Source organism: Streptococcus mitis, assembly GCF_000722705.1.
GTDB classification, from domain to species: domain Bacteria; phylum Bacillota; class Bacilli; order Lactobacillales; family Streptococcaceae; genus Streptococcus; species Streptococcus mitis_P.
Genome location: NZ_JPFW01000001.1, coordinates 26,076 through 48,319, shown reverse-complemented (window position 1 = coordinate 48,319; position 22,244 = coordinate 26,076). Strand labels below are relative to the sequence as shown.

Genomic DNA, 22,244 nt, shown 5'->3' with positions numbered 1-22,244 from the left:
TTTACTTCTAACATAGTTTATCATAACTTTATTTATTACCTTGCTGATAAAATTATGATGTTTTCTAATTTACAAATAAATTCGCTTCTCGTAATCTTTTTATTAATCTATTATTTCATTTCAAAAAAAGGAAAGAAACTGTTTTCTTCCCTTTTGTTTCTTAATGTCTAAAATGTCTCACTCCTGTGAAGACCATAGTCAAGCCGTATTTGTCAGCAGCTTCGATGGATTCCTGATCACGGACCGATCCACCTGGCTGTATAATAGCCTTAATACCTGCTTTGGCGATTTCTTCCACATTATCCGCAAATGGGAAGAAGGCATCCGAAGCAAGCACAGCGCTGTCAAGACGGTCTTTAGCTTGGTCAATAGCGATGCGAACAGAAGCCACACGGTTGGTTTGACCTGGCCCAACACCAAGCGTCATGTGGTCATTGGTGATGATGATACCATTTGATTTGACATACTTGATAGCTTTCCAAGCAAACTCAAGAGCTGTCGCTTCTGTCTCAGTTGGCTGGCGTTTGGTCACCACTTGCCAGTCAGCTGGGCTTTCTTTGACCACGTCTTGGTTTTGTACCAGAAGTCCACCGACAACACCTGTGTATTCTGCTTCCGCTTCGCTAGCCTCTTGAGCATCAAATGGCAAGGCAAGGATACGCAAGTTTTTCTTTTTATTGGTCAAAATAGCTAGCGCTTCATCCGTATAACTTGGTGCGATGATGATTTCAAGGAAAACACCATGCATCTTGTCAGCTGTCGCAGCATCCACCTCACGGTTAAGAACGACGATACCACCGAAAATTGATACTGGATCAGACTCATAAGCGTAATCCCAAGCTGTTTCTATATCATCCGCCTGACCAATTCCACATGGATTCATGTGTTTGAGAGCTACAACGGTTGGACGGTCTTTAAAATCACGGATGATACGAATAGCCGCATCCGCATCACGGATATTGTTAAAGGATAATTCCTTACCGTTAAGCTGTTTGGCTGAAGCAATGGAGTAGTCTGTCGGCAAAGCTTTTTGGTAGAAGTCCGCGTCCTGTTGAGGATTTTCCCCATAGCGCATAGCTTGCTTGAGGTCGTAAGTCAAAGTGAGTTTTTCAGGTTTGCTTTCGCCCACTTGAGCTGTGAAGTATTCCGCAATCAAGGCATCATAAGCCGCAGTGTGGCGGAATACTTTTGCTGCTAAATGTTGACGAGTTTCATAAGTTGTTTCACCATTTGCTGACAATTCGTTAAGCACCACATCATAGTCAGCAGGGTCTACCACAACTGTTACGCTAGCATGATTTTTCGCAGCTGAGCGAAGCATAGATGGGCCACCAATATCGATATTCTCCACAGCATCAGCATACTCTACACCCGGTTTAAGGATAGTCTCTTTAAATGGATAGAGGTTTACCACCACAAGGTCAATCAATTCAATCTTATTATCTTTGGCCGCTTCCAGGTGACTATCCAAGTCACGACGAGCAAGGAGCCCACCGTGGATATTTGGATGAAGGGTCTTGACACGACCGTCCATCATTTCTGGAAAACCAGTCACATCATCGATAGCAATGGTGTTCACCCCAGCATTATCAAGGGCAACCTTGGTTCCACCTGTCGAGATAATCTCCCAACCAAGTTTTTTAAGTTCTTGGGCAAACTCAACAATGCCCGATTTGTCTGAGACACTGATTAAGGCGCGTTTAATCATTTGGATTCTCCAATCTAAACTGTTGATTATAGCGGTCTACCAAGATTCTAGTTTCTTCTTCGTTAAATTTTAGTGTGCACAAAGTAGGATTTTCCCCCTCAAGATAAGCAATAAATGATAGCATCCCAAAACTTCTTCTTTTTTCGTCATAGGCACTCTCATATTGATTTACTGAATTATTAAAAATATAATCTCGAATAACAGCTGGTAATTGAAATGTAAGTCTATATTGACCATAATTTCTAGTTGGTCTAACTATCCATACATCATTCTCATTTTCATTCCATGTGATAGTTACTTCTTGATGTGGGTTTCTAAGTAGAGAATTACGAAACTCATCATCATTATCAGGTATAAGTGCTATGATTTGTGAACTCTTTGTACTCGCTATATAAATACTTCTAACATTTTGCATTTGGTGTACAAATTCATCCACAACTAATTGTCTATTGTCAGAATCAAACCATCTATAAAGTTGATGATAACCTAAATTATTAATCCAACTAGAAAACTCTTCTTTAAAATCATTAAAAATATCACTGCTAATATCTTCTCCACGAAGCCTGTTAATGGCAAACAATCTATCTACAATTTGATTTATAAAATCTCTAATCCACTTGTAATAGCCAGATGATAAATCCATTAAATAAATCTTATGAGCTATGGCCAATCTTTGAGCATCATCTGTAAATCCTGATGTAGAAAAAATAGCATAATTATAATTATATTTATGTAACCTTAACTCTTCACTTGTCATCTCAACTGTGGAATAATTAGTATTTACATCTTGTAGAATACCTATTCCCATTCTAATTCTATCTATACCAACCTTATTATTTGTATAAAATTTAGCCTCTAAAAATAAACGTATAGGATATACAAATGGTGGCGTGATACGGAACGTTCCTAAAGAGTCAAATTGATGATAACCACCTCTTCCTTTGACATTTAAACCATTCCTTTCCAAGAACCTAATTTCATTATCAGAGCTTGTTACTAAATCATATCCGTTAACTTTTAATAACTTAGCCAATACAATTTCTAATAAATATCCTTTTGCTTGTGATTTCTTCATGATTTCCTCTCCACTCCCAAACTATCCAACACCTCTGGATACAGCTTGTACTCCGCCTCATGAATGCGAGCTTCAAAGTTTTCGATGGTATCATCAGCTAGCCGTGGCACACGCACTTGTTTGATGACCTTTCCTGTATCCACACCCGAATCTACCCAATGAATGGTCACGCCGCTCTCAGCAACGCCAGCATTCCAAGCATCCTCAATCCCATGAGCTCCTGGAAATTCTGGCAGGTAGGCTGGGTGAATGTTGATAATCCGACCTTCATAAGCCGCCAATAAGGTTGGCCCAACGATTTTCATGTAGCCTGCTAGACAAACCAAGTCAATCTGGTGCTCTTCTAATAGCTCAACAAGTGCTGCTTCGTAGTCTATCTTGCTCTCAAACTCCTTGAGTTCAAAAGCATAGGACAGAACACCGAGTTTGTCTGCACGTTCGAGCACATAGGCATCACGATGGTCTGAAAAGACAAACTCCACTGGAAATTCTTCGGCAATCACCTGAAAATTTGAGCCATTACCCGAGGCAAAAACCGCTATTTTTTTCATTTGATGATGACACTTTCGTTTTCTTTCTTGACGATGCGACCAATTTCATAGACTGGTTCATCCAACAATTCCTTGACACGACTTACATTTTCAGGGCTAACTGCAAACATAAGTCCCACACCCATATTGAAGATTTCAAACATTTCTTCATGCTTGATTTGACCATATTTTTCAAGGGCTTTAAAGATTGGCAAAACTGGTACCTTGCTTTCCTCAATCTCAGCGGCCAAGTCAGTTGCAAACATACGAGGGACATTCTCGATAAATCCACCACCTGTGATGTGGGCAATGCCGTTTACCAAGCCTTCCTTGATGAGTGGCAAGACAGCCTTGACATAGATACGAGTCGGTTCAAGAAGAACTTCCTTGAGTTTCTTGCCTTCCAATTCTGGCAGGACTTCTTCACCTGTATAGTCGGCAAAGACACGACGGACGAGAGAGTAACCATTGGAGTGAATCCCACTTGAAGCAAGTCCGAGAAGAACATCGCCTTCTGCCACCTTTGAGCCGTCAATGATTTGAGATTTTTCAGCCACACCGACCGCAAAACCAGCCAAGTCATAGTCATCTTCGCCGTACATGCCAGGCATTTCAGCCGTTTCCCCACCAATGAGGGCTGCGCCTGCCTGCACACATCCTTCGGCCACACCAGCGACAACTTGTTCTAGCTTAGCTGGTTCATTCTTCCCTGTCGCCACATAATCGAGGAAATAGAGGGGCTCCGCACCTGCAGCGATGATGTCATTGACACACATAGCCACACAGTCCTGACCAATGGTATCGTGCTTGTCGTACTTGATAGCCAGCATGAGCTTAGTTCCAACACCGTCAGTCCCTGAGATCAAGACGGGCTCTTTGATACCAGTTTTTGAAAGGTCAAACATACCACCAAAGCCACCCAGAGCTCCCATAACACCTGCACGCTCCGTACGAGCCACGTGCTTTTTGATTCGTTCAACAACTTCATAACCCGCTTCAACATCCACACCAGATTGAGCGTACGCATTTTTATTTGCCATTTTATTTTTCCTTTTCTTTTATGGAGAAAGACTGCGACGTATTTTTAGATAAACCATCTTTTTATCTAAAAATACTAGTCAGGGCTCTAGCTTTGGTCCTATAGGACAAAGCGTCTACTGACAAATGCTTTAGCTTTTAGTCAGTAGTGAGACGTGAAGCATAAGCATTTTTTGTCATTTATTTATTCCTTTTCTTTAATGGAGAATCTGTCATCTATTTATAAAAACTGGTCTTTTCTTCCAAACTTCTACGATAATCTTCTTCGTAGTCATAGAGAGGTGTCGGGTAGTCACCGTCAAAGTAAGCGACACAGAGACCACCATTTGGCGCATCTGTTTCAATCCCAATCGAATCAATCAACCCCTCAACAGAAAGATAGGTCAGGCTATCCGCCCCAATAATTTGGCGAGTTTCTTCGACCGTATGATTGGCCGCAATCAGCTCCTGACGGGTCTGGATATCAATCCCGTAGAAGCACGGATAAGCTAGCGCTGGACTACCAATGGCAACGTGAACCTCAGTCGCACCCGCTTCTTTCAAGAGCTGGACGATACGGCGAGAGGTTGTCCCACGAACAATGGAATCATCCACCATGACCACACGTTTGCCTTTAACAACGCCTGAAACAGCAGACAGTTTCATCCGCACCCCTTGCTCCCGCAATTCTTGAGTCGGTTGAATAAAGGTACGTTGAGTGTATTGATTCTTAATAAGTCCCATTTCGTTTGGCAAACCAGATTCTTCTGCAAAACCCATAGCTGCGCTGAGGGAAGAATTGGGTACACCGACCACGATATCTGCCTCATGCTTAAATTCACGCGCTAATTGGGCACCCATACGTTTACGTGCTGTATGAACATTGACACCATGAATGTTAGAATCAGGGCGAGCAAAATAGATATACTCCATAGAACAGATTGCTAACTGGGTATCATCTGTATAGCTATCATACTGGATGCCCTTGTCATCAATGATCACAATCTCACCTGGCTTCAAATCACGAATCCATTCAGCACCAATAACCTCAAAAGCACAGGTTTCAGAGGAAACAACCACCGCTCCATTAGCCATTTTCCCGATAGAAAGTGGACGGAAACCATTTGGGTCAAGAGCCGCAATCAACTTGTCCTCAAACAGCAGGATATAAGCAAAGCCACCTTTGACAAGGCTGAGCGCTTCCTTGATTTTGCCCATCAGGCTAGGATTATGACTTCGACGAATGAGATGAGCCAAGATTTCCGAGTCCGAAGTCGCGCTGAAAATGGCTCCTCTTTCTTCTAACTCCTTCTTAAGAGAGGTTGCATTGGTCAGATTCCCATTATGAGCCAAGCCAAACTGCATATCGTGAAAACGGAAGAGGAAGGGCTGGATGTTATCTACAGAAGCTTCGCCAGCAGTCGCATAACGCACATGCCCAATCGCACCAGTTCCTGTCAATTTATCTAAGTTAGCAGGATTTCTGAAGACTTCTGATAAAAGTCCCATGTCACGATGGCGCTTCAATTGTCCCTGATCATTGGAGAGGATTCCTGCCCCCTCCTGACCACGGTGCTGAAGACTATGGAGACCAAAATAGGTCAATTTAGCAGCATCTGGATGTCCCCAGATACCGAAAACACCGCATTCTTCATTAAGAGATTTTACTTCGTATGTCATTTTTTATACCTAATTTTCATTTGTGTATCATTCCTTCAGTAGAGCGGAATGATACGGTAGGAGCTCGCTTCACTCGCAAAACAAAACATTTGCAATCATCATGAGCTAGACCTACATGACTTTTACATTATTGATACTATCTATTAGAAAATCTGCAAGTCTTATTTTCCAGTGAAATATTTAATCGCCGACGCGAAGAGATGCTGGTCTTTATTTCCTGGAATGTTTTGGAAAAGACCGTCTTCATAACGTTCAGAGTGTCCCATCTTCCCAATGATTTGACCGTTCTTGCTGGTAATTCCTTCGATGGCATGGATAGAACCATTCGGATTGTACTTAGAATCCATGCTAGGTTTGCCTTCGAAGTCAACGTATTGGCTGAAAATTTGTCCATTGTCACGGAGTTCTGCAAATTCCTCAGCCGTCACGACAAACTTCCCTTCCCCGTGCGAAACAGGAATGGCATGAATCTCACCAACTTCCACTCCAGCAAGCCATGGTGAGTTAGTATTGGCAATGCGAGTTTCCACCATCTTGGCCACGTGTTGGTTGGCATCATTGTAGAAGAGGGTTGGGCTAGTACTAGTGGCTTCTTCAAAGTTCCCGTATGGAAGAAGACCTGATTTGACCAAAGCCTGAAATCCATTACAGATACCGATAATCAAGCCACCACGAGCGATAAAACTATCAATAGCTGCACGCACTTTTTCATTGAGCAGGATATTGACAATAAACTTAGCTGAACCATCTGGTTCGTCCGCAGCTGAGAAGCCACCTGCAAAGAAGAGAATGTTAGCTTTACTGATGTTGTCAACCATAGTTTCAACTGACTTGACAATAGCCTCTTCATTCAAGGTCACAAATGGTACCAAGTTGACCTCTGCACCTTCTTTTTCGAAGGCCTTGGCTGAGTCATATTCCGAGTTGGTTCCTGGGAAGACTGGGATATAAACTACCGGTTTTTCAACCTTTTCTTTGGCTTTAATCACAACATCTGATGCCACAGCTGGTACTTCAGCCAGTTCTTTGGCTTGGGCAAACTCTGTTGGGTAAACTTCTTCCAGTTTTCCTTGGAAGGCACTGTCAAGTTTCTGTCCATCTAGCTTCACACCGTTTACAGTCAGTGTAAAGTCTGCACTTGTTTGACCGATTTTCTCTACTCCAGCAATTTCTTCAGGAGATGTGAAGACAAATCCGCCTAATTGAGCTGTCAAAGCCGTTTCAAGTTCAGGCAAGGTTACTTCTGCACCGATATGATTTCCAAAAGTAGCAAGTGCCAAACTTTCAACCACACCACCATATTTGACAGCTGATGCAGATGTCACTTTGTGTTCAGCTTGTATAACTTCAAATTGAGCAAAATTAGACTTAATCAAGTCAAAATCAATCTCTGCAGCAAGAGCTTGACCTGGAATGTAGTAAATGTTTTCACTGGCAGTCTTGAACTCAGGAGAGAGTACCTTACGGCTATCCGCTGTCGTCACCCCAAAAGCGACCAAGGTTGGCGGTACTGTCAATTCTTCAAAGGTACCAGACATAGAGTCCTTCCCACCGATAGATGGCAAGCCAAGCTGAATCTGAGCTTCGATAGAACCTAGGAGAGCTGCTACTGGCTGACCAAAACGCTCAGCTTGTTTATCCATGCGCTCGAAATACTCTTGGTAAGAGAAACGAGCCTTAGACCAGTTGGCACCAGCAGCAACCAAACGAGCAGTTGCTTCGATAACCGCATAAGCAGCACCGTGGTATGGAGACCATTCAGCTACATATGGGTTGAAACCTTGAGCCATGACTGACGCAGTATGAGTCACACCGTGTTGAACTGGCAATTTCTGTACAGATGCCTCAGTTGGAGTGAGTTGATAGCGACCGCCAAGTGGGTGATTGACCGTTGAACGACCGACCGAACAGTCAAAAATGGTTTGCAAGCCTTTTTGACTCGCATGGTTCAAATCAGACAGAACCACAAGAGTATCTGCTTCAAGTGTGTCAGCGCTTGTTGTACGCTCTTCTGGGAGTTTGACATCCTTATCCACAACCTTAGCATCGACAACCACGCGCACACCATTGGTATCCAGGAAACGACGTTCCAAGTCGACAATGGTTTCACCATTCCAGTGCATGACCAAATTTGGTTTTTCAGTGACTGTCGCTACCACAACAGCATCAATATTTTCTTTGTTACATTCTGCAACGAAGGCATCCACATCTTCAGGACGAACCACGACTGCCATCCGTTCTTGAGATTCAGAGATAGCAATTTCGGTACCATTCAAGCCTTGGTATTTAAGAGGCACCTTGTTAAGGTCGATTTCAAGACCGTCTGCTAATTCACCAATAGCTACACAGACACCACCAGCGCCAAAATCATTTGATTTTTTGATAAGACGAGTCACATCGCCATTACGGAAAAGTCGTTGAATCTTGCGTTCTTCGATGGCATTCCCTTTTTGCACCTCAGCTCCAGCAGTCTCTACAGACTCAACTGTTTGAACCTTAGAAGAGCCTGTCGCACCACCGACACCATCACGGCCTGTCTTCCCTCCAAGGAGAATAATCATATCACCCGCTTCTGGTTTTTCACGAACCACATTTTCCTTAGGAGCCGCTCCGACAACAGCACCTAGCTCCATACGTTTAGCTACAAATCCTGGGTGGAAGTACTCACGAACATAAGTTGTCGCCAGACCAATCTGATTACCATATGAAGAATAACCGTGAGCCGCTGTTTTAGAAATGACTTGTTGTGGCAATTTCCCAGCGCGAGTTTCCGAAATCGGTGCTGTAATATCACCAGCACCCGAGATACGCATAGCTTGGTAGACATATGAGCGACCTGACAATGGGTCACGAATGGCTCCACCGATACAAGTAGCCGCGCCACCAAATGGTTCGATTTCTGTTGGGTGGTTGTGGGTTTCATTCTTGAACATGAGGAGCCAAGGTTCCTTGACACCGTTAACGTCTACTTCGATTTCAATCGAGCAGGCATTGATCTCATCTGACACTTCCATGTCGTCCAAACGACCATTAGCACGCTCATAACGACCGAAAATAGTCGCCATATCCATCAAGGTTTGTGGTTTTTCAGAACGACCTAATTCCTCGCGCATGGCAATATACTTGTCATATGTTGACTGCAATTGCTTTTGGAATTTAGAAGCTGAGAAGTCGATATTTTTCAACTCTGTCTCAAACGTCGTATGACGGCAGTGGTCAGACCAGTAAGTATCCAAAACCTTGAGCTCAGTTTCCGTCGGCACGCGCCCGATTGACTTGAAATAGTCTTGAATAAATAGCAAATCATCCACTTCCATTGCCATCCCTTGCTCGGCCTTGTAGCGGGCAAAATCTTCTGCCGTATAGCTTTCAAAGAAAGTCAATTTCGGAATGGTCTTGTTCGACTCTGAAAATTCCTGCTTGGCAATCCCTGTCGTGATATCCTTGAAACGAGAATCAACTGGATTGAGCAAGTAGTTTTTGACTGCTTCCAACTCAGTCTCATCAATATCTTTATTGACCAAGTACAGTTGGGCTGTATTGACTGTCACATCACTCGAACTTCCCAGTAAAAGCAAGGCTTCCTGTGAAGAAGCCGCACGCTGATCAAACTGCCCTGGCAGACTTTCAATAGCAAAGAAAGCATAGTTAGCAAGATCCGCTTGCACTGCCGCTTCGTCCAAGACATGGTCTGTCACCTGCTCAGAGAAAATGTGTTTTTCTGCAGGCGCAAACAAGTTTTCTGCCAAATCAAAAACATCATAAACCTGCACGATGCGAATACTTTTTAAAGTTGACAGTCCCAAGTTGTGCTGGAGCTCTCTTACCAAACTCTCTGACTTGACCTGAAAATCAGCCTTTTTTTCAACAAAAATACGTTTATTCATCAATTCTTATTCCTTTATTTCAGCTCTTGCAATGTTCCAACGACCTTGAGGTTGTTATTTCAATTCTTGCAACTTTTCCCAAACAATCTCGTAGACATCAATTAGTTCACCTAGTCCCCTACGGAGTGAAAAGGTCTGGGGGACCTTTTCAGCCTGAGTTCTTTTAGTTGAGAGACGAAGGTTTTCCGTTGCAAACAGATTATTTCAAACCTTGCAGCTTCTCCCAGACAACTTCATAAACATCGGTTAATTCACCTAGTCCCCTACGGAAAACATCCTTATCCATGTGGTTGCCATCTGCATCCCACAAACGGCAATTATCTGGTGAAAATTCATCTGCCAAGATAATCTTGCCATCCTTGTCAAAACCGAACTCTAGCTTAAAGTCAATCAACTTAAGCCCAATCTCAGTAAACCAGACTTTCAAAAGTTCATTGATACGACGGGTTTCTTCCTTCAAGTAGGCAATCTGCTGGTCATCCGCAATTTGTAGAAATTTCACATGCTCGTCATTGATAAATGGGTCATCCAAATCATCATTTTTGTAGTAAAATTCGACAATCGGAGTCTCAAAGGCGATTCCCTCATCCACACCAAAACGTTTTGAAAAGGAACCAGCAGTATAGTTGCGGAGCACGACTTCCAAAGGAATGATTTCCACCTTTTTATTGAGTTGTTCCGTATCTGAAAGTTTCTCCACAAAGTGAGTCGCCACACCAGCCGCATTTAATTTCTCAAAAATAAAAGATGAAATCTGATTATTCAATACTCCCTTGCCCGCAATCTGCTCCTTCTTGACACCATTGAAAGCAGTCGCCTGGTCCTTGTAAGTTGAAATAATAAGATTTTCATCCTCAGTTGTATAGATATCTTTAGCTTTTCCCGAATAGATCAATTGTTTTGACATTTTAAAGTTCGCCTTTCGTATTACTTGAGCACATTCTACCATAAAAAACCTAAAATTACAAGAATTTAACCGAATAAATAACGTAGTAATCTCAAAAATCATAAAGAAAAAACCGCAAGAAGAATCTTTCTCACAGTTTTAAAATCATTTAACTCTAAAAACACGAACATTACTCTTTGTTCAAAAATTGATCCAAATAATAACGTAGGTAACTTTTCTTGCCTGTAATCATCTGCAGGCGACCTTCCACCCCATATCGAAGTTTTTCAGCCTGCTCCGAAGTTAGATTAGTCTCCGCCTCGATTTTAAAGAAATTCCCTTTTTCAGTCTTGGTAGCTGTCGCATCAACACTTGTAATAGTAGAATCTAGGAAAAGTTGATTCTTGGCATCATGAGTCGTCGTATAACGAACAGAATCACCGACCTTGATTCTTGCTACATCTTTTGAACTTAGATAAGCTGTGAGTTTGGCTTTCCCTTCTTTTTCCAAGGACGGATAGAGTTGGGCTAGTAGGGCACCTTCTGCTACCATGGTAGAAGTACTGGTCTCAGGATTAAGATGAAGCACCCCATCCTCACTCGCCGTAATTTTCCCCTTGTCTAAAAGATTTCCCTGTACCTTCCTACCTGACTCTGCCTCCAAGATTTTCTGGTCTAGAAGGGTCAATTCCTGACCAACCTTTGCTAAGTGTTGGGATTTAAGAGACTCCAATTGACTGCTTAAGCCTGACGTATAGGCTTGCTGGGTACCTGAACCTGCATACTGAACACGGTAAGTAGCAAGACTAGATTCTAACTGAGAAAGCTGCGCTTCAACCTGCGCCACGGCCTGAGCCTTAGCTTGCGGATTTTCCTCCCCCTGAGACTTGTAGGACTGGTAGAGAGAGTAGGCTAGATTCTGACTGGCCAAGGAAGCGCCTGTTTCAATAGCTGACTTAGCTGTCTGGTAATCGCGAATTTTAGCCTCTGTTTGGCTGATGAGGTTACCGATTTCGGCTTGGGTTTGACTAGCTGCTGCATTCTGGGACGCGATGGTCTCATTTTGTTGCGATGTACTAGCCCTAAGACTACCTGCTTGACTGAGGTAGTCACGAAAGGTAGCTTGATAGCCAAACTTATCCTCCTCTGGAAAGTGGTTCTCCCCTTCTTGCAAGCTCTTCTGCAAATACTCCAATTGCTTTTTTTGATCCTTGAGCATGTCCAACTGACTGGCATAGGCCTCTGCTTGGACACCCTCTACCCCTTCCTGATATTGAAGCAGAATCTCCCCCTTCTTAACCAGCTTATTTTCTTCCAAATGATTGACAAGAATGCGATTATTGCTAGTGGACTGGATATTTGTCAGGACACGACTAGGCTCGACAGTAGCTCTAGTAGACAAACTCATCTCCTTCTCTGCCAAAGTTGCAAAGCCAAGTAAAAACACGAGCAGAAGGGACATGGGCACAATCACCCGACTGGAAAAATTATGGTAACGACGATTATAAAACTCCGCACTTTCTAAAAATTCTGGTTTCATCCTCTCCTCTTTCTAGCTATTCACCAAATGGGCGTAAAAGCCGCCCTGTGCAAGCAAATCAGCATGCTTTCCTTCTTCAACAATCTTGCCCTGATCCAAGACAACAACCTTCTCTGTCCGCTCAGCAATGGTCAAGCGGTGAGCAATGAAAATCAAGGTCTTGTCTAAAGCCATAAGATTATCGACAATTCGCTTCTCTGTCAAGATATCCAGACTGCTAGTTGCCTCATCCAAAATCAAGACTGGTGCATCTGTCAAGAGAGCACGCGCCAAAGCGATTCTCTGACGTTGACCACCTGAAATCCCTGCCCCATCCGAAGTCAATTCTGTCTGGTAATTCAGTGGCATGCGCTCGATATCCTCCCGAATCTCTGCCAATTCGACCGCCCTTAAGATATCCTCTTGAGTCGTCCCCTCCTTGGCTCCCAAAAGAAGATTGTCCAAAATCGTTCCGTTAAAGACATAGGGCTGTTGAGGCAGATAGTTAATATACTGGCGCAGAGCCTTTTTATCAATCTGATTGAGATTGACACCACCCAGACTAATCTCCCCTTGACTTGGATCGTAAAAATTAACCATCATCTTGGCCAAGGTCGTCTTACCTGACCCCGAAATCCCCACAAAAGCCACCTTAGAGCCTTGGGGAATAGTCAAATTGATATCTGACAAGACATCTCGACCATAGCCATACTTGTAGGAAACCTGCTTGAAGGTCATATCTCCCTTCATCAAGCTCAAATCCTCAACCGTTTTCTTCTCCTCAAACTCAGAAGCTACCAGATAAACCTCATTCAGACGGTTATTGGCAACCTGCGCTGTCTGAAGCTTGGTTTGCAGGTTGATGATATTTTCCAAAGGATTGGTAAAGTAAACCAGCAAGGTATTATAGGTAATCAACTGCCCCAAACTCATCTTGCCATCCATGACCAGAACAGCCCCCATCCAGAGAATACCGACATTGAGCAAGAGATGGGCAACTTTTTTCAAAGCCTTTTGTTGACTCTCTGCCCGACTATAGGTAAAAGATTTTTTCAGATAATCTACAAATTCCTTGTCAATTTTTTGGTAACGCTGACTTTCACTGGTCAAGGACTTGATGGTCTCAATACCATTGATGTCTTCAATGATAGAAGAAGACAGAACCGCATTGGCTTCCATGGTGTCCCGATTCATCTTTTCAAACGGCTTCATAAAGGCAAAGATAATCACTGTGTAGATAGGGAGCGCCAATAAAGTCATGAAAAAGAGATTGGTATTTTGTGAAAATAAAACAAGGGAAATAATGACAACCGTTGACACATCTAGGAAAATCGAAAGAATGGTCGAAGCCAGCGCATCGATGATACTGTTAGCATCCGTGAAACGAGACACGATTTCCCCTGTTCTGCGTGTCGCAAAGAAGGACATAGGTAGGTGAAAAACATGCTTGATGTAGGATAAAATCACATCAATCGACAAGCGTTGCCCCAAAACAAGCAAAAGATACTCCTGAGCGTAAGACAAGACCTGCTGGAGAATATAGACGATAACCAGCCCAATAGAAATAATCCCCAGCGTCGAACGCATCTGATCTGGCACATAGGTATCAATGATAGACTGCAGATAGTAAGAACCCACAATGTTAATCAAGGTTACCAAGAGTGTCGCCAAAACGATATTGGCAATCAAGCCACGCTGTTTCACTAATATAGGGATAAAAGATAGCAGACCATTTTTTTGATCCTTATGAGGCTTGTAGTCTGGACTAGGTGCCATAAAAAGAGTCACTCCTGTCCATTCTTCCGCAAAACGCTCACGTGGCAGTTTGATCAATTTCACTCCAGGATCTGGATCAGCAATATGAATGCTGTCCTTATCCTGCCCAGTCACCACATAGTAGTGGAGCAATTTCCCTTCCTTAAGCACATGGGCAACAAAAGGAAAGGTCAAATCTGGCAAGTCAAAGAGTGTCATATCCGCCTTAATCGCTCGCGTCTCAAAGCCAATCTCCTCTGCCACCTTGACCAAGCCCAAAGCCGTCGTCCCATCCATGGTCGTCTTGGCCAATTCTCGCAAGTGAGCCAAAGAATAGTAACTACCATAGTAGCCAAAGACCATAGCTAATGAAGCTACACCGCAGTCCATCTGATCCACCTGCGGACGATAGTGACGTTTCCCAAATTTCATATTCATCTCCTTTTCCTAATACTCAATGAAAATCAAAGATCAAACTAGGAAACTAGCCGCAGGTTGCTCAAAGCACGGCTTTGAGGTTGTAGATAGAACTGACGAAGTCAGTAACATCTACACGGCAAGGCGACGTTGACGTGGTTTGAATTTGATTTTCGAAGAGTATAAACTCATCTGATAATAACTATCTTACCCCAATCACAAAACAAAAACTGTACTTCCTCCCCAAATGCGCCTATCTCCCTCCCAACTGCACTTTTAGGATAAAGAAAATAGGCAGAACAAACGTCCTACCTAAAATATATATTTATTTCTTTTTCTTCCTAATTATTTTGTCAATCATATATAAAACGATAATCGAAAACAGCGGTGGTACAATATAACTCTTTTCACTCATTGTCAGTTGAAATCCCAGAGTTGCTAGTATCTTAAAGATGAAAATATTCATCAAAAATAGAAAAACAAATACTAAAAAATATCTTAAAACCTTCTTCATTCCTTTTCTTCGACTTTCCTAATTTCTATACCTATTTTATCAAAAATACATGTAAAACTCCAAATAAACTCCAAACGATATAAATAAACACCTCAACTGCACTTTTGAGATAAAAAAATAGGCAGAACAAGCGTTCTACCTACTAAAAATATGGTATGAAAGGAAATTGATTTTTTACTGTCACCCTAGGCAAGCTTGGGACAAATAAATCATTGATAGTAACCTTTACGACATCCTATTTAAAGTTACTTCAATTTCTAATGTCCCTGCTATTTCTAAGCCACCTCTGGTATGATCTATTCCTAGTCAGAATAGATAACACCGTTCTAAATTACGATTCATAGTTACTCCTTTTTTTGATTCGTTACTATAAGACACCTATTCCCTATAGAGCGTCTACCGCTTCAAATCTATCTATTCTTTTTTTCTTTACTTCTGTATAAAAGAATGAAGACCATCATAAATAATGCAACCGTGGGTATATTAAGATTATCAAACCAAGTAGGTAAAGATACTTTATTTATGTCAGCTACTAATCTGATGATTATATAAGACATTGAACTAAGTAATACCATGATTTCAGGCAAAACTTTCAATACTGATTTAACGAATTTCATATTAAACTCCGATGTGATGCATTCTTAGATTCTACCCTAACCGTTTTCAGCGTAGACTAACAAGTCATTCTTAACCACTCACTCTACTCGCTTTTTATTGACCTTATATCCTAGATAAAAGAGCCCAAATAAAACAGGGTAAATTTCTGGATAAAATAGGGTATTGATTGGATTTCTCAAAATCAAATACGTTGCGATGTAGATTATGAGCGATACGATAAAATAACCCTCAGCAAAACCTAATAAAAATGTTTTCATGTTAGACTCCTATTTACTAAAAAACAATCTACCATCTTTTTATCCACCTCGTGATGCCGACTGATAACCATTATACGCACCCCAAGCTAACAGTCCGACAGCCAAAATACCACCACCAACCAAAAGTAACACTCCTCCACCATCAACTTCTTGCAGTTCAATATCACTTAACGTAGTATAATTTTGTTCAATAGTTTGTAAATTTGACATATTTATCCTCCATTTTAATAATAAAAATTAGTTTTCTTTTAATACACCAATAATAATCATCAATACACTCATAACAAATGCAGATAACAGTCCTTTAGTAGTACTATTGAAAAAAGGTCTATTAAAAACGTAATAATTATATGCAGACAATCCTAAACCAACGGCAGTCACCACAATTGTAATAACGAGTAGTATAATCCAAAATGTTTTCTTGCTCATATTTATCAAATACTATGGATGAGTAATATAGTAGAATGTTTTACCAGCAGCTTCACCAGCTTGGTAAATCCCCCAGCTAATCGCAATACCCAAAGAGACTACCTCCCAAGCAATTCCCCCATCCACATCCATCAACTCTTCTTCTGTAAGAGCTACAAAGTTCTGTTCCATTTTGTCAAAATTTGTCATCTTTTTTTCTCCTCAATTTTTATGTTTTGTTATATCTTTAATGTTTAGCCTCTAAGCCACTTAAATAGCCAAGTTGGATAAATAGCTGAAATAATCATTTCTAATCTCCTTTCCTCTTCTTCTCACTTATCTATTCGAAAAAAATTTCGAAAATGAACAACTAAATTAAAGTTTATTTGAAAAATAATTTAGTAAACCATGGATAGAAAATTGGTAGATACATAAACCAGACTCCTTTCTTTTCCTCTTACTTATCTATTCGAAAAAAATTTTCGAAAATGTACAACTAAATTAAATTTATTTGAAAAATAATTTAGTAAACCACGGATAAAAAATTGGTAGATACATAAACCAGGCTCCTTTCCTTTTCCTCTTACTTATCTATTCGAAAAAAATTTCGAAAATGTACAACTAAATTAAATTTTATTTGAAAAATAATTTAGTAAACCATGGATACAAGATTGGTAGATACATAAACCAGGCTCCTTTCTTTTCCCTCTTACTTATCTATTCGAAAAAGAATTCAAAAAAATAAGAATATCAGAAAATTTTCCGACATTCTTATTGATAAATTGATTCAAGTCTAACAGATATTAGACATTAAGGTGTTTTTTAAGGGTTCTTCTGGCTGTCCGTGATACGGGGAAGTGCAGACCTTCTAACAGGGTCACTTCTGTCGCAGTCATCTCTTCAATGGCCTGTAAACTGACCAACGTATTGCGATTGGCATAGGCAAAGTAATCTTTTTCAGCCTTAGCAGCGATATCCTTGAGACTGCCATAAATGGTCTTGATAGAATGATTGGCATAGTAGACCTTGATACGGTGGGATTCCACTGAGGTTTCAAAGGCTAAAATCTCATGGTAGGGCAGAGTAAAGCCCCGTCTCCCCTCAAAACTATAGGTAAAGAGACGCATATTTTCCCTCTTATCCACTGCCAGTACATAGTCCAGACAGCGCTCCAGCTGATGACGGTAATCCTCCTCAGGCTGATCCTTGGAAATAAAATCCAAAGCAGACAAGTGGTAGCGAAAAGCTAGAGGCAAGGCCTCCGAGTGCGTGGACACAAAGACAATGCTTGTAAAAGGATCCCGCTCCCGAACCTGTTGAGCAACCTGAAAGCCCCGTTCACGCTCTCCATCAATCTCTAAATCCAATAAATAGAGCTGGTAATGGTCAAAATACTGAGAATACTTTTCAACATCTCCATAGTTTTTGGCAATATCAATTTCCAATCTTAAATTACGAGAGCGACCGATATCTAGTAAAGTCTGCTCTATCCGTCCTTGCTGGACTCTATCGTCTTCCAAAACTAAAATTCTCATTCCTCTCCCCCTCGTTTCTCATCCTTAAATGGCAATTCTAAATCTTGTCTAAAAGTCGTCTCTCCTAGCTGAGTATCTAAGGTTAAATCATAATGAAAAACCATATCCTCCAAGGTCGCTAAGCCCAGTCCACTGTGGTTGCCCTTGGTCGAATAACCCTTTTGACTGAGAATGCTGGGATTCAGTTCTTCTTTCTTACGAGTGTTTTCAATGATAAAACGGACACTCCTATCACTTGCCAATAAAGCAACTCGAATCTGCGGATTTTCCGCCTCACTCGCTGCCTCCAAGGCATTTGTAGTAAGAATAGAAAGGATACGGATAGCCTCCAACATAGGTAATGCCAGCTCTTCTACGACCCCCACCGTCTCCAAACTAAAATGAATTCCCTGATTATCTGCCACAATCATGGCTTTTGCCAAGGTATTGCGAATGGCTATGTCATGGATATTGTGAAGATTAAAGGCTGTGTAATCTGCCTTTCTCAGCTTTTCATTGGTCTTTAGAAAGACATCTTGATAAATGGTAGACACCTCGGCCATGTCTTGATTCGCTATGGCAGGCTCCATGCTAGCGACAATTCCTGCAAAATCATGACGAAAACCTCGAACTTCATCATAGAGATGACCCAGCTTATCCACCATTCCTTGCAAGGAACGATTTTCTTCTTCCTGTCTCTGAATGGTCTGATCATCACGATAAGCCTGCTCCAAATGCTTGATATAAAAGAGCCAAGAGAAAAAGAGAATGAAAATCAGAAGAGAAATGGTCGTGTCAAAACGAACGTAGAAAGAACTATTTCTATTGGTCATAAATGAAGAGAATATCCTAAATCCAGTCAGAGGTAGGATAATGAAAAAACTCTTATGATAGTGGGTTTTGAAAGCATCTGAAAAGAATAAATCCAAATCCAAAGACCAACGCTTCATTATTTTACAACATAGAAATATTGATAATAAATCAAATACAGATCTATATAATGTGGAAAACGAATCTACAAAACAACAAGGCTCACCAGATAATACACGAATCCAAATTGTCAAAAATAAATAACGAATACTTTGAAAGAATAGGAAAAGATACAGAGAAAGGAAAAGAGATTCCCCTTTTCTCTTGTGCAATACTAGTAAAAAAATACAATAAAAGAAGAGAATGATTCCTATATGAAATAATTCTCCAAATGTTTGACGAGCAGATAAACTAATTAAAAATACAAGGACCCAATAACGTTTTTTATAAAATTCTGGGGAAATTTGAGCACCCAAATAAATAGTAGGCACCATGGTTGAAATAACTACCAATAGTATATATAGCACAGAAACTAAGAATTCTAAAATAATCATAAATAAATCTAATCTCTAACGAATACTGTTAATTTAAGCAAAGTGTCTACCCGTACTAAATAACTTATCGCACCATTTTACGGCATCTTCAAAAATCCCTCCACCATTCACTTCCTCCAATACCTCTAGGGTTAACTCTTCAAATTGTTTCAATTCTTCAAATGTATTTTTCATTTCCATGACAGACTCCTTTTCATTATTTTATAGATAACTCTATCCCCTGCTTCATCTACAAAAGGCTTTAGTTTCCTTTTAAAATACAAGAAATCTAAAGCCTCCTGAAAATGATTTGCACGTTTTATTTTTTATATTCGTTGTGAAGATTGCTTATCTATTTATTTTACCACAAGAACCTTGTAATATTCATACTTATTTGGCTGTGTAATCTTAATTTTTTGACCATAGAAACCATCGATTTCTTTGTCAAAATAATCTGAAAATCTTGATGGCAAGCGTTTCATTTTAAGAATTTCACCAGATTGATCTGCATAGGCGAGAACATGATGGCTACTAGTCGTTGCTCCATCATCAATTAATACAAAGTAACCTGTTGTGAGCTTACCTTGTTCATTTTCTAAATGGTATAGTTTATTGTTATTGATTGTAAATCTGGTACCTACAAGACGAAGTCGTGCACCTGGATTTTCTAAATAGACATCATTGCCAACTTTTTTAATCTCTGAATAGGTGGTCATTTCTGGTAAATTTGTTACGCGACGACCATCTGCCCCAAAGTAATACCTGTTTGGTAAGTTTTGGAAATTCTTTATAACAGCTTTAGGATCAATTTCCTGTCCTTCTTCTTTATTATCTATTAAAGCCAACGTCGTATTTGAAACGTGATCCCCGTATTTGTCGGAAAACTTCTTGAACTCAGGTTTGATATACCAAGTGTTTTTATCCACGATAACATCAGTAAAGTTATTTCCGTCAAATTTTGCTGTAATCAGATATTCATATCCATCGCCTAAACGAACAATGTCACCATGTTTATAAGGGTTATTTCGTAAAGTGAACATATGGCCATCCTTACTGAGAATATAGCCTGTCCCATCACTAGAATTTACAACTCTATCAGAGGCCATTGCACCTGATTGTTCAAAATAATACCAATTACCATCTATGAACACCCAACCTGTCATCATAGAACCACTAAAATGAAGATAGTACCAGGTGTTTCCTTCTTTGTACCATCCAGTACGCATAGCGCCACTATCTGCTAGTGAATACCAGGTATTGCCTTCCTTGTACCATCCAGTACGCATAGCGCCACTATCTGCTAGTGAGTACCAAGTATCACCGTCTTTGAGCCAGCCTGTCTGCATATTACCAGAATCGTCAAAATAGTACCAAGAACCAGCATTTTGTACCCATTTATTTTTAGCAAGACTGCCATCTTGTGAAAGATTCCAGTCAGAACCATTTTTAACCCAAGTATCTGCAGCCTGTGCTTGGTTGATTGACAAAAGCAGACCAGCACCTGCAAGCAAACCAAGAGTGAATAGTTTAGATTTTTTCATAGCCATTTCCTCCTTTATTGAATAGCTATAAGAGGACTTCCCTCTTTATTTAGCTATATTCTAATACTTTTCATTGTCAAAGTCAATAATATTGTGAAAAATTAGACAATATTACCAATATCTACGAATTGTATTTTGATCCATTCCGTATTGATTCATATAAGAAACTTTCTGACCTTCAATTGGGGCATGAACAACTTTTCCACCTCCAACGTAGATACCTACATGTTGATTTGAACCTTGGTCGCCATTGTACAATATTAAATCTCCAGGAAGTTGTGAGCCACTATATATAAATTTCCCTCCTTCAGCTTGTTCTCCAGTCGTTCTACCAATATAAATATCGAACTTAGCATGAATAGCCATCGTAAATCCTGAGCAATCTACACCCTTATCCAAGTCTGCCCCACCCCAAACATAGGGGATTTTATCTACAAAGGTTTCTGCACACTCAGCGATTGCCTGCCCCTGATTTTCTACGCAAACACCGTTAGGTCTGAAGAAATAAGGTTTCCCATTAACTCTATTGTAATCAGTTAGTATGGAACCATCATTTGAAAGATAATACCAATTACCATCTGGGTTAATCCACTCATTTGATTTCATCCAACCTTGATCATCAAAATAATACCATTTCTCATCTAAGTATTCCCAATGTTTAGCATACCCACCTGAAGTATATTTAAACCACCAGCGACCATCTGTTTGCATCCAAGTTCCTTTTGGATCTCTATTTTGATTAAATGCTATTTTTTCTTGATTACTTTCTTCTTGAGTTAATTCTCTAGGAGAAAATCCTACCAACTTAACTTGTTCTGCATCTTCAACCTTAATTTTACCTTCTTTAACAAGTTGATCAATTGCTTCTTTCTCGCTTGTATACTGTGAAGTTGTTTGTGATGTAGCCACTTTAGTGGTAGACGTTGTAGTTTCTGCATTAACTACATAAGTAGTTGATAACAAAGCTCCTGAAGTAAGTAATAAAGCTGCATAAGTAATATATTTTTTCATCATAAAAGTCCTTTCTTTTTTCTCCTTTTGGGAGATTGATTTTTCTGATTTCATTATATCCCTTATTTGTCCTCAGATTTCTCCTGTCCCTAGAAAGACTAAATCTGTTCCTAAACGGTCACTTATATTCAATGAAAGTCAAAGAGCAAACTAGGAAGCTAGCCACAGGTTGCTCAAAGCACGGCTTTGAGGTTGTAGATAGAACTGACGAAGTCAGCTCAAAACACTGTTTTGAGGTTGCAGATGGAAGCTGACGTGATTTGAAGAGATTTTCGAAGAGTATTAAGCCAAATAAAAAATTCCAAAGCAAGTGCCTTGGAACTTCGATTTCTATTTTGCTTGAATGATTTTAACTACATCTCCTACACTTTGCAGTTGGTCAATTTCCTCATCACTGATTTCGATGCTAAATTCATCTTCCAGTGTCAAGATAAACTCCATCAAGTCAACTGAGTCAGCATCCAAGTCGTCTTTCAGACTCAAGGATTCTGTTACGACAAAGTCCTCTCCCTGTCGCTCTTGGATAATGGTCACAATACGGTCAAAAATTTCTTTTTCTGTCAT

General features: G+C 40.6%; 20 protein-coding genes. All 20 read right to left on the bottom strand.

Annotated features, from left to right (window positions below):
* Nucleotides 1–160: 160 nt before the first annotated feature.
* Nucleotides 161–1,708 carry a bifunctional phosphoribosylaminoimidazolecarboxamide formyltransferase/IMP cyclohydrolase gene (gene purH / locus SK642_RS00245; RefSeq protein WP_033682879.1) on the bottom strand — a complete coding sequence of 516 codons (1,548 nt, stop codon included), beginning with the start codon at nt 1,706–1,708 and terminating at the stop codon, nt 161–163.
* The gene (locus tag SK642_RS09695) at nt 1,701–2,783 is read right to left on the bottom strand and encodes a hypothetical protein (protein WP_051734055.1); all 1,083 of its coding nucleotides are present in this window, start codon (nt 2,781–2,783) and stop codon (nt 1,701–1,703) included. The genes purH and SK642_RS09695 overlap by 8 nt, the downstream gene beginning before the upstream one ends.
* The gene (gene purN / locus SK642_RS00235) at nt 2,780–3,334 is read right to left on the bottom strand and encodes a phosphoribosylglycinamide formyltransferase (protein ID WP_033682878.1); all 555 of its coding nucleotides are present in this window, start codon (nt 3,332–3,334) and stop codon (nt 2,780–2,782) included. The genes SK642_RS09695 and purN overlap by 4 nt, the downstream gene beginning before the upstream one ends.
* Nucleotides 3,331–4,353 (bottom strand): phosphoribosylformylglycinamidine cyclo-ligase, encoded by a 1,023-nt coding sequence (gene purM, locus SK642_RS00230; protein WP_033682877.1) that lies wholly within the window; start codon nt 4,351–4,353, stop codon nt 3,331–3,333. Before purM ends, purN begins: the two co-directional genes overlap by 4 nt.
* Nucleotides 4,354–4,567: 214 nt before the next feature.
* A complete protein-coding gene (gene purF, locus SK642_RS00225; protein WP_033682876.1) occupies nt 4,568–6,010 on the bottom strand; it encodes an amidophosphoribosyltransferase in 1,443 nt (480 codons plus the stop codon).
* Nucleotides 6,011–6,171: 161 nt separating this feature from the next.
* Nucleotides 6,172–9,897 (bottom strand): phosphoribosylformylglycinamidine synthase, encoded by a 3,726-nt coding sequence (locus SK642_RS00220; protein ID WP_033682875.1) that lies wholly within the window; start codon nt 9,895–9,897, stop codon nt 6,172–6,174.
* Nucleotides 9,898–9,951: 54 nt separating this feature from the next.
* Nucleotides 9,952–10,095 (bottom strand): phosphoribosylaminoimidazolesuccinocarboxamide synthase, encoded by a 144-nt coding sequence (locus tag SK642_RS11110; RefSeq protein ID WP_080708883.1) that lies wholly within the window; start codon nt 10,093–10,095, stop codon nt 9,952–9,954.
* Between the two features lies 1 nt (nt 10,096).
* Nucleotides 10,097–10,804 (bottom strand): phosphoribosylaminoimidazolesuccinocarboxamide synthase, encoded by a 708-nt coding sequence (purC, locus tag SK642_RS00215; protein WP_033682874.1) that lies wholly within the window; start codon nt 10,802–10,804, stop codon nt 10,097–10,099.
* A gap of 169 nt (nt 10,805–10,973) precedes the next feature.
* Complete coding sequence (gene comB, locus SK642_RS00210) at nt 10,974–12,323, bottom strand: competence pheromone export protein ComB (RefSeq protein WP_033682873.1); 1,350 nt, start codon at nt 12,321–12,323, stop codon at nt 10,974–10,976.
* A 12-nt stretch (nt 12,324–12,335) separates the two neighbouring features.
* The gene (gene comA / locus SK642_RS00205) at nt 12,336–14,489 is read right to left on the bottom strand and encodes a peptide cleavage/export ABC transporter ComA (protein ID WP_033682872.1); all 2,154 of its coding nucleotides are present in this window, start codon (nt 14,487–14,489) and stop codon (nt 12,336–12,338) included.
* A 310-nt stretch (nt 14,490–14,799) separates the two neighbouring features.
* Nucleotides 14,800–14,988 carry a hypothetical protein gene (locus SK642_RS10820; RefSeq protein ID WP_033682871.1) on the bottom strand — a complete coding sequence of 63 codons (189 nt, stop codon included), beginning with the start codon at nt 14,986–14,988 and terminating at the stop codon, nt 14,800–14,802.
* A gap of 695 nt (nt 14,989–15,683) precedes the next feature.
* Nucleotides 15,684–15,863 carry a hypothetical protein gene (locus SK642_RS00190; RefSeq protein WP_033682869.1) on the bottom strand — a complete coding sequence of 60 codons (180 nt, stop codon included), beginning with the start codon at nt 15,861–15,863 and terminating at the stop codon, nt 15,684–15,686.
* A 39-nt stretch (nt 15,864–15,902) separates the two neighbouring features.
* Entirely contained in the window at nt 15,903–16,073 is a 171-nt protein-coding gene (locus tag SK642_RS00185; protein WP_000067699.1) for a H354_08695 family bacteriocin-like peptide, read from the bottom strand.
* A gap of 231 nt (nt 16,074–16,304) precedes the next feature.
* Nucleotides 16,305–16,481 (bottom strand): class IIb bacteriocin, lactobin A/cerein 7B family, encoded by a 177-nt coding sequence (locus SK642_RS00180; protein WP_033682868.1) that lies wholly within the window; start codon nt 16,479–16,481, stop codon nt 16,305–16,307.
* A gap of 593 nt (nt 16,482–17,074) precedes the next feature.
* Nucleotides 17,075–17,806 (bottom strand): response regulator transcription factor, encoded by a 732-nt coding sequence (locus SK642_RS00175; RefSeq protein WP_033682867.1) that lies wholly within the window; start codon nt 17,804–17,806, stop codon nt 17,075–17,077.
* Complete coding sequence (locus SK642_RS10805; RefSeq protein ID WP_235230846.1) at nt 17,803–18,618, bottom strand: GHKL domain-containing protein; 816 nt, start codon at nt 18,616–18,618, stop codon at nt 17,803–17,805. Before SK642_RS10805 ends, SK642_RS00175 begins: the two co-directional genes overlap by 4 nt.
* A 564-nt stretch (nt 18,619–19,182) precedes the next feature.
* A complete protein-coding gene (locus tag SK642_RS00165) occupies nt 19,183–19,329 on the bottom strand; it encodes a smi_0057.1 family bacteriocin-like peptide (protein WP_033682865.1) in 147 nt (48 codons plus the stop codon).
* A gap of 155 nt (nt 19,330–19,484) precedes the next feature.
* Nucleotides 19,485–20,669, bottom strand: coding sequence for an N-acetylmuramoyl-L-alanine amidase family protein (locus SK642_RS00160; RefSeq protein WP_033682864.1), 1,185 nt, complete (start codon nt 20,667–20,669; stop codon nt 19,485–19,487).
* Nucleotides 20,670–20,780: 111 nt separating this feature from the next.
* The gene (locus SK642_RS00155; protein WP_235230845.1) at nt 20,781–21,734 is read right to left on the bottom strand and encodes a C40 family peptidase; all 954 of its coding nucleotides are present in this window, start codon (nt 21,732–21,734) and stop codon (nt 20,781–20,783) included.
* A gap of 276 nt (nt 21,735–22,010) precedes the next feature.
* Complete coding sequence (locus SK642_RS00150; RefSeq protein WP_000136448.1) at nt 22,011–22,244, bottom strand: acyl carrier protein; 234 nt, start codon at nt 22,242–22,244, stop codon at nt 22,011–22,013.

Excerpts from the sequence above, each read along its gene's own strand:
- SK642_RS00220 (WP_033682875.1), bottom strand. The coding sequence starts at position 9,897 with ATGAATAAACGTATTTTTGTTGAAAAAAAGGCTGATTTTCAGGTCAAG.
- comA (WP_033682872.1), bottom strand. The coding sequence starts at position 14,489 with ATGAAATTTGGGAAACGTCACTATCGTCCGCAGGTGGATCAGATGGAC.
- SK642_RS10805 (WP_235230846.1), bottom strand. The coding sequence starts at position 18,618 with ATGACCAATAGAAATAGTTCTTTCTACGTTCGTTTTGACACGACCATT.
- purH (WP_033682879.1), bottom strand. The coding sequence starts at position 1,708 with ATGATTAAACGCGCCTTAATCAGTGTCTCAGACAAATCGGGCATTGTT.
- purC (WP_033682874.1), bottom strand. The coding sequence starts at position 10,804 with ATGTCAAAACAATTGATCTATTCGGGAAAAGCTAAAGATATCTATACA.
- SK642_RS00155 (WP_235230845.1), bottom strand. The coding sequence starts at position 21,734 with ATGAAATCAGAAAAATCAATCTCCCAAAAGGAGAAAAAAGAAAGGACT.
- purM (WP_033682877.1), bottom strand. The coding sequence starts at position 4,353 with ATGGCAAATAAAAATGCGTACGCTCAATCTGGTGTGGATGTTGAAGCG.
- purN (WP_033682878.1), bottom strand. The coding sequence starts at position 3,334 with ATGAAAAAAATAGCGGTTTTTGCCTCGGGTAATGGCTCAAATTTTCAG.
- SK642_RS00165 (WP_033682865.1), bottom strand. The coding sequence starts at position 19,329 with ATGGAAATGAAAAATACATTTGAAGAATTGAAACAATTTGAAGAGTTA.
- SK642_RS00150 (WP_000136448.1), bottom strand. The coding sequence starts at position 22,244 with ATGACAGAAAAAGAAATTTTTGACCGTATTGTGACCATTATCCAAGAG.
- SK642_RS00190 (WP_033682869.1), bottom strand. The coding sequence starts at position 15,863 with ATGAAAACATTTTTATTAGGTTTTGCTGAGGGTTATTTTATCGTATCG.
- SK642_RS00180 (WP_033682868.1), bottom strand. The coding sequence starts at position 16,481 with ATGACAAATTTTGACAAAATGGAACAGAACTTTGTAGCTCTTACAGAA.
- comB (WP_033682873.1), bottom strand. The coding sequence starts at position 12,323 with ATGAAACCAGAATTTTTAGAAAGTGCGGAGTTTTATAATCGTCGTTAC.
- SK642_RS00160 (WP_033682864.1), bottom strand. The coding sequence starts at position 20,669 with ATGAAAAAATCTAAACTATTCACTCTTGGTTTGCTTGCAGGTGCTGGT.
- SK642_RS10820 (WP_033682871.1), bottom strand. The coding sequence starts at position 14,988 with ATGAAGAAGGTTTTAAGATATTTTTTAGTATTTGTTTTTCTATTTTTG.
- SK642_RS00185 (WP_000067699.1), bottom strand. The coding sequence starts at position 16,073 with ATGTCAAATTTACAAACTATTGAACAAAATTATACTACGTTAAGTGAT.
- SK642_RS09695 (WP_051734055.1), bottom strand. The coding sequence starts at position 2,783 with ATGAAGAAATCACAAGCAAAAGGATATTTATTAGAAATTGTATTGGCT.
- purF (WP_033682876.1), bottom strand. The coding sequence starts at position 6,010 with ATGACATACGAAGTAAAATCTCTTAATGAAGAATGCGGTGTTTTCGGT.
- SK642_RS00175 (WP_033682867.1), bottom strand. The coding sequence starts at position 17,806 with ATGAGAATTTTAGTTTTGGAAGACGATAGAGTCCAGCAAGGACGGATA.